The 11109-nt window shown below is 65.5% G+C and carries 10 protein-coding genes; 5 read left to right on the top strand and 5 right to left on the bottom strand.

Going from position 1 to position 11109, the window contains the following annotated elements; genetic code table 11:
* Nucleotide 1: 1 nt before the first annotated feature.
* Nucleotides 2–1168 carry a toluene efflux RND transporter periplasmic adaptor subunit TtgA gene (gene ttgA, locus L6D75_RS05640; RefSeq protein WP_176517254.1) on the bottom strand — a complete coding sequence of 389 codons (1167 nt, stop codon included), beginning with the start codon at nt 1166–1168 and terminating at the stop codon, nt 2–4.
* Between the two features lie 256 nt (nt 1169–1424).
* Here ttgA and ttgR point away from each other — a divergent pair, with 256 nt between their 5' ends.
* Nucleotides 1425–2057 (top strand): efflux transport transcriptional regulator TtgR, encoded by a 633-nt coding sequence (ttgR, locus tag L6D75_RS05635; RefSeq protein WP_176517255.1) that lies wholly within the window; start codon nt 1425–1427, stop codon nt 2055–2057.
* Nucleotides 2058–2115: 58 nt separating this feature from the next.
* Here ttgR and L6D75_RS05630 read toward each other — a convergent pair whose 3' ends face one another.
* Entirely contained in the window at nt 2116–3567 is a 1452-nt protein-coding gene (locus L6D75_RS05630; protein ID WP_176517256.1) for an MDR family MFS transporter, read from the bottom strand.
* A 452-nt stretch (nt 3568–4019) separates the two neighbouring features.
* Here L6D75_RS05630 and L6D75_RS05625 point away from each other — a divergent pair, with 452 nt between their 5' ends.
* Nucleotides 4020–4889, top strand: a complete 870-nt coding sequence (locus L6D75_RS05625) for an isocitrate lyase/PEP mutase family protein (protein ID WP_176517257.1) — start codon at nt 4020–4022, stop codon at nt 4887–4889.
* A gap of 13 nt (nt 4890–4902) precedes the next feature.
* Here L6D75_RS05625 and L6D75_RS05620 read toward each other — a convergent pair whose 3' ends face one another.
* The gene (locus tag L6D75_RS05620) at nt 4903–5802 is read right to left on the bottom strand and encodes a LysR family transcriptional regulator (RefSeq protein ID WP_176517258.1); all 900 of its coding nucleotides are present in this window, start codon (nt 5800–5802) and stop codon (nt 4903–4905) included.
* Nucleotides 5803–5905: 103 nt separating this feature from the next.
* On the opposite strand from L6D75_RS05620, the gene L6D75_RS05615 reads away from it, so the two are divergent.
* Both L6D75_RS05615 and L6D75_RS05610 read left to right on the top strand, forming a co-directional pair.
* Nucleotides 5906–6781, top strand: a complete 876-nt coding sequence (locus tag L6D75_RS05615; RefSeq protein WP_176517259.1) for an MBL fold metallo-hydrolase — start codon at nt 5906–5908, stop codon at nt 6779–6781.
* Nucleotides 6782–6808: 27 nt separating this feature from the next.
* Entirely contained in the window at nt 6809–7423 is a 615-nt protein-coding gene (locus L6D75_RS05610) for an NAD(P)-dependent oxidoreductase (RefSeq protein ID WP_176517260.1), read from the top strand.
* 128 nt (nt 7424–7551) lie between these two features.
* Here L6D75_RS05610 and L6D75_RS05605 read toward each other — a convergent pair whose 3' ends face one another.
* Nucleotides 7552–8427, bottom strand: coding sequence for a LysR substrate-binding domain-containing protein (locus L6D75_RS05605; protein ID WP_176517261.1), 876 nt, complete (start codon nt 8425–8427; stop codon nt 7552–7554).
* A 114-nt stretch (nt 8428–8541) separates the two neighbouring features.
* Between L6D75_RS05605 and L6D75_RS05600 the strand changes: the two genes are divergently transcribed.
* Nucleotides 8542–10179 (top strand): 5-guanidino-2-oxopentanoate decarboxylase, encoded by a 1638-nt coding sequence (locus L6D75_RS05600; RefSeq protein ID WP_176517262.1) that lies wholly within the window; start codon nt 8542–8544, stop codon nt 10177–10179.
* Here L6D75_RS05600 and L6D75_RS05595 read toward each other — a convergent pair whose 3' ends face one another.
* Nucleotides 10180–11100 carry an AraC family transcriptional regulator gene (locus tag L6D75_RS05595; RefSeq protein ID WP_176517263.1) on the bottom strand — a complete coding sequence of 307 codons (921 nt, stop codon included), beginning with the start codon at nt 11098–11100 and terminating at the stop codon, nt 10180–10182. It lies immediately after the preceding gene.
* Between the last annotated feature and the right edge of the window lie 9 nt (nt 11101–11109).

Below are 11109 nucleotides of genomic sequence, written 5' to 3'. Positions count from 1 at the left end.
TTTACTCCGCTTTGGCGTCTGCTTTTGCGTCTGCTTTGGCCGCGTTGGCCTGATCAGGGCCGCCCGGCTTCTTGACGTTGGTGGCATCGCTGACCTTGACCTCGACGCCAGGGCGCACGTACTGCAGGCCTTCGGTGATCAGGCGGTCGCCCGGGTTGAGGCCTTCTTCGATCAGCCAGTCGCTGCCCAGGGTACGGCTGGCCTTGAGCTGGCGCAGTTCGACCTTGTTTTCCTGGTTGACCACCAGCGCGGTGGGGGCGCCCTTGAGGTCGCGGGTCACGCCTTGCTGCGGGGCCAGGATGGCATTGCTGTTGACCCCGGCCTTGAGCCGCGCATGCACGAACATGCCAGGCAGCAGGGTGTGGTCGGGGTTGGCGAAGATGGCGCGCAGGGTCACCGAGCCGGTGGTCTCGTCGACCGCGACTTCGGAGAACTCCAGGCGGCCTTCCTGCTTGAACAGGCTGCCATCTTCGAGCACCAGCTGTACCGAGGCGGCGTTGTCGCCAGCCTTCTGCAGCTGGCCGCTTTCCAGGTCACGGCGCAGCTTGAGCAGCTCGGCAGTGGACTGGGTGACGTCGACGTAGATCGGGTCGAGCTGCTGGATGGTGGCCATGGCGTTGGTCTGGCCATTGCTCACCAGTGCACCTTCGGTGAACGAGGAACGGCCGATGCGGCCGCTGATCGGTGCCAGTACCTTGGTGTAGCGCAGGTCGATCTGGGCGCTCTTGAGCGAGGCGTCGGCTTGCAATCGTTTGGCATTGGCGTCGTCGTATTCCTGCTTGGAAACGGCTTGCTCGTCGATCAGCTGCTTGTAGCGCTCGGCCAGCGAGCGGGTCGCCTGCAGGTTGGCCTGGGCGTTGGCCAGGTTGGCCTCGTACACGGCTGGGTCGATCTGGTAGAGCTGCTGCCCTTCCTTGACGTCGCTGCCTTCCTTGAACAGGCGCTTGAGGATGATGCCATTGACCTGCGGGCGCACTTCGGCGACGCGGAAGGCGCTGGTGCGCCCCGGCAGTTCCGAGGTCAGGGTGAAGGCTTGCGGTTGCAAGGTAACGACGCCGACCAGAGGAGCCTGCGCTGCGGGCGCGGCTTCTTCTTTCTTACAGCCACTTAGCAGGGTTGCCAGGGCGACGGCGGAAACCAGAGCGGTAACGGCTGGCTTGAATTGCATGAGGATCCTCGGGTCGCTAGAGCTGGGAGACGCTCAAGAGTAATGGAAGAGTCTTGTCAGAAAAAAATCTATCCGGTGGATAAATAGCTTACTAACGAATATACTTACATTCACGGTTGTTTGTAAATAGCGCTGGGTGCTACCAGATGTCGTCCCCAGCCGTCGATTAGCCAATCCGGTAGGTACCCTGCAGAGGTGCCCCCGGCGGATTCCCCGCACGCACAGTGCCTGCGGGCCCAGATGAGGTTGTACTGCCATGGTCCGTCGAACCAAAGAAGAAGCCCAGGAAACCCGCGCCCAGATCATAGAGGCAGCGGAAAAGGCCTTCTACAAGCGCGGGGTTGCGCGTACCACACTGGCCGACATCGCCGAGCTGGCGGGCGTTACCCGGGGGGCAATCTACTGGCATTTCAACAACAAGGCGGAGTTGGTGCAGGCGTTGCTCGACAGCCTGCATGAAACCCATGACCACCTGGCGCGCGCCAGCGAAAGCGAGGACGAACTGGACCCGCTTGGCTGCATGCACAAGCTGCTGCTGCAAGTGTTCAACGAGTTGGTGCTCGATGCCCGAACCCGGCGTATCAATGAAATCCTGCATCACAAGTGCGAGTTCACCGATGACATGTGTGAAATTCGCCAGCAGCGCCAAGGTGCGGTGCTGGATTGCCACGAGGGCATTACCTTGGCATTGGCCAATGCCGTGCGCCGTGGGCAGTTGCCTGCCGAGCTGGATGTCGAGCGCGCGGCGATTGCCCTTTTTGCCTATGTCGATGGCCTGATCGGGCGCTGGTTGCTGCTGCCGGACAGCTTCGACCTGCTGCGTGGTGCCGAACAGTGGGTCGATACCGGGCTGGATATGCTGCGCTTGAGCCCCGCACTGCGCAAATGACACTTTGTTAAGGATTGTGAGGAAGTGTTTCCCTTATTGATTAAGGGGGAATTAAACACTATCGCCCTCGCAATTGCCTATCAGGCAAAACCGACGCCGCGACCAACCCGAGCAGCGACACCACGGCGCTGCCCATTAGCAGGTGGCGGAAGCTCTCCAGCAGCCGCGCCTGCGTCGCAGGTTCCGGTGCGCCCGCCTGCAAGCTGCCCAGCAACGGGTTACCCAGCATTTCCAGGCCACCCTGGTGCAGCAGCGCCAGCAGCACGCTGGACATGCACGCCACGCCCATGGCGCCGCCCAGCGAGCGGAACAGGTTGGTGGTACTGGTGGCCACGCCGATGTCCTTGATGTCCACCGCGCTCTGCGTGCCTACCAGCGATGTGGGGAACTGCAGGCCACAGGCGACACCGGTCAGCAGCATGAACACGCCGCTGAGCAGCGCCGACTGCGGCGGGGTGATGGCCATGGCGAAGATGGCGACCGGTATCATCAGCGCGCCGGCAAGAATCTGTGGCTTGTAACGCCCGGTGAAGCTGGTCATGCGCCCGCCGGTGAAGGCCCCAATGGGCAGCCCGATGGCCAGCGGCAGCAGGTGCAGCGCGGCGCTGTCGGCACCGGCGCCGGTGATGCCCTGGTAGCGCAGGGGCATCAGCATGGTCAGCGAGATCGACTGGAAGCTGGCGAAGAAGATCACCCCCCAGCACAGCACGGCGACCCGATTGCCGAACAGGCCCAGCGGCAGCAAGGGTTCCTGGCAGCGCCGCTCATGCTGGATGAACAGCACCAGGCCAAGCCCGGCGCAGCCGAACAGCGCCAGCACCGGCGGCGCGGCCCAGGCATGGCCCTGGCCGACCAGGGTGATGCCCAGCAGCAGGCTGCCCAGGCCCACGATCAGCAGCAGCGCACCCACATAGTCCACCCGCGCCTGGCGGCGCTGCACCGGCATGCCGGCCAGGGCGCGGCGGATGGCCCACAGGGCAACCAGCCCCAGCGGCAAGTTGACCCAGAACACCCAGCGCCACGACAGGTAGGCGGTCAGCCAGCCGCCGAGCACCGGCCCAGCGACGCTGGCCACCGCGTACATGCTGCTGAAATAGCCCTGGTAGCGGCCGCGCTCGCGCGGCGGCACGAAGTCGCCGATGATCGCCTGGCTCACCGAAACCATGCCTCCCGCGCCAATGCCTTGCAGCACCCGCGCCAGCACCAGTTGCTGCATGTCCTGGGCCAGCGCGCAGGCGATCGAGGCCAGGGTGAACAGGCTGATGCCGGTGAGGATCATGCGCCGCCGGCCATACAGGTCGCCCAGCTTGCCGTAGATGGGCACGGCCACGGTCATCGCCACCATGTAGCCGGAGATCACCCAGGCCAGCAGGCCAACGTCGTTGAACTGGGCCGAGATGGCGGGCAGGGAGACGGCGACGATGGTCTGGTCGAGGGCTCCGAGAAAAATCGCCAGCATCAAGGCGGTGAGCACATTGCGCAGGGCGGTTGGGGGCAGGGCGGCGGTCACGGGAATTACCTTGTCATAGGCTGTGGGTTGCCTGTAGCGGCCTCTTCGCGGGGCAAGCCCGCTCCCACAGGTACTGCACTGCCCTTGAGACGGCACAATGACTGTGGGAGCGGGCTTGCCCCGCGAAGAGGCCATCGAATTGTAACCCGACTTAGGTAGCTTCCTATGTACTATCTGCATCCCCTATGCAAGATCGGCATTGGCGCATTCATCCAGTGCTGCATGGCCGCGTGATATCGTGGCTGTACCGCAGAGGCTGAAAACCGGGGCTCGCACCAGCTTGGTGCAACCAAGAGCCGCCGGTTTGCGTGTCGCTGTCTCCCACACCTTTTATTCCTCTGCCTGCATGTCGAGCATGACCGCCCAGATGGCGACGGTTGGAACAGGTCAGGTAGACCCGATTCAGGGGTCGGTAGCAACCGTTCAATTTTCACGTATTTAGCGGAGTGATCATGCCCAAGGCTTCCCATCAAGATCTGCGTTTTGCCTTCCGCGAGCTGCTCGCTTCAGGTGCCTGCTACCACACCGCTTCGGTGTTCGACCCGATGTCGGCGCGCATTGCCGCCGACCTGGGCTTCGAAGTCGGCATTCTTGGCGGTTCGGTCGCATCCTTGCAGGTACTGGCAGCGCCGGACTTCGCCCTGATCACCCTCAGCGAATTCGTCGAGCAGGCGACCCGCATCGGCCGCGTGGCCCAGTTGCCGGTGCTGGCCGACGCCGACCACGGCTACGGCAATGCGCTCAATGTGATGCGCACGGTCATCGAGCTCGAGCGTGCCGGCGTGGCCGCGCTGACCATCGAGGACACCCTGCTGCCGGCCCAGTTCGGGCGCAAGTCCACCGACCTGATCCCGGTGGACGAGGGCGTGGGCAAGATTCGCGCAGCGCTGGAGGCGCGGGTCGATTCCTCGCTGTCGATCATCGCCCGCACCAATGCCGGCGTGCTCAGCACCGAAGAGATCATCGTGCGCACCCAGAGCTACCAGAAGGCCGGCGCCGACGGTATCTGCATGGTGGGGGTGAAGGACTTCGAGCAGCTCGAGCAGATCGCCGAGCACCTGACCGTGCCGCTGATGCTGGTGACCTACGCCAACCCCAACCTGCGCGATGACGAGCGCCTGGCGCGCCTGGGCGTGCGCATCGTGGTCGACGGCCACGCCGCCTACTTCGCCTCGATCAAGGCCACCTACGATTGCCTGCGCCTGCAGCGTGGCCAGCAGAACAAGTCCGAGAACCTCAGCGCCACCGAGCTCTCGCACACCTACACCCAGCCTGAGGACTACATCCGCTGGGCCAAGGAATACATGAGCGTCGAGGAGTGACCGCCGCCGCCGGCTAGCGGTCCCACTCAGGCTCCGCGGTGAAGCGCTGCGCGAGAAAGTCCAGCATGCTGCGCAAGGTTGCCGGCATGTGCTTGCGGGACGTGTACACCGCATTCAAGTTCAGCTCCCGTGGCCGCGCCTCGGGCAGCAGGCGCACCAGCTCGCCGCTGTGCAGGGCTGCTGCGGCCTGGTAGGTCGGCAGCATGGCGACCCCCGCGCCGGCCAGCGCCGCCTTTTGCAAGGTCATCGCTTCGTTGGCGCTGATGTTGCCGTCCACCGGCACCGCGACCTGCTGGCCGTCCACCTCGAAATGCCAGAGGCTGTGGCCGAAGTAGGCGTGGGTCAGGCAATTGTGCTGGCTCAACTCCTCGACCCGCTGCGGTGTGCCGTGCTCGCGCAGGTAGGCCGGGGCCGCGCACACCACCGAGCGGCACACGGTCAGGCGCCGGGCGATCAGGTTGGGGTCCAGGTCGTTGCTGGTGCGGATGGCCAGGTCGATGCGCTCGTCCACCAGGTTCACGGTGCGGTCGAGCATCTGCAGCTCCACCTTCACGCCGGGATAGCGGCGCACGTACTCGGCCACTGCGTCCACCAACTGTGCCTGGCCGAACGAGGTGCTGACGCTGATGCGCAACTGCCCGCGTGGCGCGTCATCGGGTTGGCGCACGGCGGTTTGCAGGTCGCCGGCCAGCTCCAGCAGCTGGCGGCAGCGGGGCAGGGTCTGCTGGCCGGCAGCGGTCAGGCTCAGCTTGCGCGTGGTGCGCTGCATCAGCCGCGCGCCGACCCAGTCTTCCAGCTCGGCCAAATAGCGTGAAACCACTGGCCGTGACAGTTGCAGATGATCCGCCGCCGCCGATTGGCTGCCCAGGTCGACGACGGTGACGAATACGCGCATGGCGTTGAGACGGTCCATGATTTGCCCGATTTCAGAAACAAACTATGTCTGAGCATCGCATTTTTTGTTACGGATCGGGCAACTAAGCTGTGAGGCATTCTTCTACGAGTGAGTGCTTGCGATGTCTCTTTTCACGCCTTTGCGCGGCCTGTTGCTGGCCTGTGTTGCGCTGACCGGCCCGGTGCTGGCGGCCGAGCCGCTGCACCTTGAAGTCTACAACCCCGGGCAAGAGGCGATCTTCCCGGTCAGTTCGGTGATCGTGACCGGCAAGAAGGACGCGATCCTGGTCGATGCCCAGTTCGGCAAGGCCCAGGCCGAGCAGCTGGCGCAGCGCCTGCGGGCCAGCGGCAAGCAGTTGAAGACCATCTACATCAGCCATGGCGACCCGGACTACTACTTCGGCCTCGACACCCTGACCCAGGCCTTCCCGGATGCCAAGGTCCTGGCCTCGGCGGCCACGGTGGCGCATATCCGCCAGACCAAGGACGCCAAGCTGGCCTACTGGGGCCCGCAGATGGGCGCCGACAAACCCGCCCGGCTGGTGGTGCCGCAGGTGCTCGATGGCAACCGGCTGTTGCTGGAAGGCCAGGCCCTTGAGGTGATGGGCCTGGATGGCCCGCAACCTGACCGCAGTTTCGTCTGGATCCCGTCGATCAAGGCCGTGGTTGGTGGCGTGGTGGTGGCAGAGAACATCCATGTGTGGGTGGCCGACACCCAGTCGCCCAAGTCCCATGCCGACTGGCTCGGCACGCTGGCGCAGATCGAAAAGCTGGCGCCGCGCACGGTCATCCCCGGCCACTTCATGGGCCAAAGCAGCCGTTCGCTGGAGGCAGTGCGCTTCACCGCGAACTACATTCGTGACTTCGATGCCGAAACCGCCAAGGCAAAAGATGCCGGGGCGTTGGTCGCGGCCATGAGCAAGCGTTACCCGGGCCTTGCCGATGAAAGCTCGCTGGAGCTCAGCGCCAAGGTCGCCAAGGGCGAGATGAAGTGGTAATTCCGTTCACTTGATGGAGTGTTTCCCATGAGCAAGATTGCAATCATCGGCGCTACCGGCCGGGCTGGCAGCCAACTGCTGGAAGAAGCCCTGCGCCGCGGGCACAGTGTGCTGGCCATTGCCCGTGACCCTTCACGGCTGCAGGGCCGCGATGGCGTTACGGTACAGGCGCTGGATGTCACCGACAGCGCGGCGCTGCAAAAGGCGCTGGCAGGGGTGGACGCGGTGCTGAGCGCGGCACATTTCGCCACCATCGAGCCGCACGCGATCATCGAGCCGGTCAAGCGGGCCGGGGTCAAGCGCCTGCTGGTGGTGGGCGGCGCCGGCAGCCTGCTGCTGCCTTCCGGGCACCGGGTCATCGACAGCCCGGACTTTCCAGAGGCCTACAAGGCAGAAGCGAGTGCCGGGGCAAGGTTCCTCGAGCAATTGCGCCAGGAGCAGAACCTGGACTGGACCTTCCTCTCGCCGTCGGCGGAGTTCGTCGAAGGCGAGCGCACCGGGCACTACACCTTGGGCAAGGACCATTTGCTGATCGGCGCCGATGGCAAGAGCTGGATCAGCTTTGCCGACTACGCCATCGCCATGATCGATGAGCTGGAAAAGCCGGCGCACTCGCGGCAGCGGTTCACCGTCGGCTACTGAGCCGGCGCTGCTCTACCCTCTCTGTGGGAGCCGGCTTGCCGGCGATAGGGCCCGCACAGGCGAGCCGGCATTGCCTGCCCTGGCCTCATCGCCGGCATGTCGGCTCCCACAAGGGCCTGCACGGCTCTTTACTGCTCAGCCCGGCCCTGCAACCAATCCATCAATTCGACCAGCCCCGCCGGCACGTTCCTCGGCTGACACGCCAGGTAATAGCCCTTGCCCGTCAGCACCTTTAGCCCGAACGGCATGCACAGCCTGCCGCTGTTGAGGTCGTCGCCGATCAGCGCCCGATCACCAATGGCCACTCCGGTCCCCTGCGAGGCCATCGCCATGGCCATGTCCAGGGTTTCGAAATGCTGCCTGCGCCCTTGGCCATCCAGGGCGGCACCTGCGGCCTGCAGCCATAGCCGCCAGTCATGCTCGTCGCGCGAGGGGTGCAGCAGCATATGGCGCTTGAGGTCGGCGACCTCCCTCAGCGGCACAGGCCCCGCCAGCAACGAGGGCGCACACACCGGGGTCAGTTGCTCGTCGAACAGCTTGCGCACGTGCAGCCCATGATTCGGCGCGTCGCCATAGACCACCGCCGCATCGAAGCCCTCGCGGCGAAAATCCACGCCGTGCTGCACCGTGGTGGTCAGCTCCACCGGCACGTCCGGGCGCAGCGCCTGCCATTCCATCAGGCGCGGCAGCAGCCAGCGCATCACGCAGGTTGGCGCCTTGAGTTGCAAGGTGGCGCTGCGCCCACCCACCTCGCGCACGCCTTGCTCGATCAATGCAAATACCTGCTGCACCCGCGGCAGCCAGTCCTGCCCCTCGCGGGTCAGGCTCAGGCCGCGCGCCTGGCGCTGGAACAGGGCATAGCCCAGGTGCTCTTCGAGCCCGGCAATCTGCCGGCTGACCGCGCCCTGGGTGATATGCAGCTGCTGGGCGGCGCGGGTGAAATTGCAGTGCTGGGCGGTGACCAGAAACGTATGCAGGGCGGGCAGGGGTGGTAGGCGTTTCATTGCGATAAGCCATGATTACAGGACATGGCTAGTATGTGTTTTTTTGCATTGTGGCGATAGCCGCGGGTTGGGTCCAATGGGCGCAGATCTCCAACAAGATGCAAGGTGAAACCCATGGCAACCTGCGGCGAAGTACTGGTCAAACTCCTTGAAGGCTATGGTGTGGACCATGTCTTCGGCATCCCCGGTGTGCACACTGTGGAGCTGTACCGAGGCCTGGCGGCTTCATCCATCCGCCACATCACCCCGCGCCACGAGCAGGGCGCTGGTTTCATGGCTGATGGCTACGCACGTACCCGTGGCAAACCCGGCGTGTGCTTCATCATCACCGGCCCCGGCATGACCAACATCACCACTGCCATGGGCCAGGCCTATGCCGACTCGATCCCCATGCTGGTGATTTCCAGCGTGCAGTCGCGTGATCAACTGGGCGGTGGCCGAGGCAAGCTGCACGAGCTGCCCAACCAGGGCGCGCTGGTGGCCGGTGTGGCGGCCTTCTCGCAGACGCTGATGAGCGCCGACGACCTGCCGCAGGTGCTGGCTCGCGCCTTTGCCGTGTTCGACGGCGCGCGCCCGCGCCCGGTGCACATCGAAATCCCGCTGGATGTGCTGGTCGAGCCCGCCGACCACCTGCTGCCGGGCCGCCCGGTGCGCAGCAGCCGCGCAGGCGCGGCGCCGCAGGCCGTGGCGCAGATGGCCGAACGCCTGGCCAAGGCACGCAAGCCGCTGATCCTCGCCGGTGGCGGCGCCTTGGCCGCAGGTGCGCCGCTGGCGCGCCTGGCCGAGTACCTGCAGGCGCCGGTGGCCCTGACCATCAACGCCAAAGGCCTGTTGCCGGCCGAGCACCCGCTGCAGATCGGCTCGACCCAGTCGCTGGTGGCCACCCGCGCGCTGGTGGCCGAAGCTGACGTGGTGCTGGCGATCGGCACCGAGCTTGCCGAAACCGATTACGACGTGACGTTCAAAGGTGGCTTCGAGATCCCCGGCAGCCTGCTGCGGGTCGACATCGACCCGGACCAGACCGTGCGCAATTACCTGCCGGAGCTGGCCTTGGTCGCCGATGCCGAGCTGGCCGCGCAGGCGTTGCTGGACGCCTTGCAGGTGTTGCCAGCCCCAGGCCATGACAGCCAGTGGGGCGCGGCGCGTGCACAGCGGCTGCGCGACACCCTGGCGGCCAGCTGGGACCAGCCGACCCTGAGCCAGACACGCCTGCTGACCAGCATCCTCGAGCGCCTGCCCAATGCCATCCTGGTGGGGGATTCGACCCAGCCGGTGTACACCGGCAACTTGACCCTGGACATGCCCGCGCCCCGGCGCTGGTTCAACGCCTCGACCGGCTACGGCACCCTGGGCTATGCGCTGCCTGCGGCGATGGGCGCCTGGCTGGGCAGTGCCGAGCAGCTACCCGAGCGCGCGCCTGCGGTGTGCCTGATTGGCGATGGTGGCCTGCAGTTCACCCTGCCGGAGCTGGCCAGCGCGGTGGAGGCGCAGGTGCCGCTGATCGTGCTGCTGTGGAATAACCAGGGCTATGAGGAGATCAAGAAGTACATGGTCAACCGTGCCATCGAACCGGTCGGGGTGGACATCCACACGCCGGACTTCATTGGCGTGGCCAAGGCACTGGGGGCCGAGGCCGAGGCGGTTGCCGACGTGCAGCAATTGCAGGCTGCCCTTGGGCGCGCCGCAGAGCGCAAGGGGCCGACCTTGATCGAGGTGGACCAGAACCGCTGGCAGGCGGCGGTAGCCGGCTGATCAGCCGGCACTGGCGCGCAACCGCGCCACATCGCGAATCGGCGGCGCCCCGTACAGCCGGCTGTACTCCCGGCTGAACTGCGACGGGCTTTCATACCCCACCCGATAGCCCGCCACCGCCGCTTCCAGCCCGTCATTGAGCATCAGCCGCCGCGCCTCCTGCAGGCGCAGCTGCTTCTGATACTGCAGCGGGCTCATCGACGTCACGGCCTTGAACCGGTGGTGCAAGGTCGAGGTGCTGAGGTTGACTTCCCGTGCCAGGTCCTCGATGCGCAGCGGTTGCTGGAAGTTCTGGTTGAGCCAGGTGATGGCCTGGCACACCCGGTGCGTCTGGCTGTTGGCCAGGGCGATTTCATACAGGCGGTAGCCCTGCGGCCCACGCAGCAGGCGGTAGAGGATTTCCCGGCGAAACAGCGGTGCCAGCATGGCAATGTCGCGCGGCGTATCCAGCAGTCGGATCAGGCGCAGCAGGGCATCGAGCATCTGCGGGTCGGTCCTTTCCACGTACAGGCCGCGCCCCGAGGGCAGGCTGGGCACCAGCATCGGCCCGCTTTCGGCAATCAGCTGGCTGATCTCGGCCGGGTCGAGGTCCAGGCGCAGGCCAAGGCTGGGCTGCTCCGGGCTGGCGTCGAGCTTGACGCCGCTTAACGGCAAGGTCACCGAAACCACCATGTAGTGCAATGGGTCGTAGGCGTATTGCTCATCGCCCAGGAACAGGCTCTTGCTGCCCTGGGCGAGGATGCACAGGGCCGGTTGCGCCAGGGTCGGCACCGACCGCACGTTTTCGGTGTAGCGCACCAGGTACAAGTCGTCGATGGCCGAGGCCGGGCCATGGGGTTCGCCGGCATGTCGGCGGATCAGCTCGGCCAGCTCCTGGCGTTGCACTTCCAGGGTCGGGTCGAGGGACGGGGCGGTGGTCATGATGGCTTT

This window comes from Pseudomonas faucium, from assembly GCF_021602585.1.
Taxonomy (GTDB): Bacteria; Pseudomonadota; Gammaproteobacteria; order Pseudomonadales; family Pseudomonadaceae; genus Aquipseudomonas; species Aquipseudomonas faucium.
The sequence above is the reverse complement of the archived record's forward strand: the minus strand, read 5'-3'. Positions and strand labels throughout refer to the sequence as shown.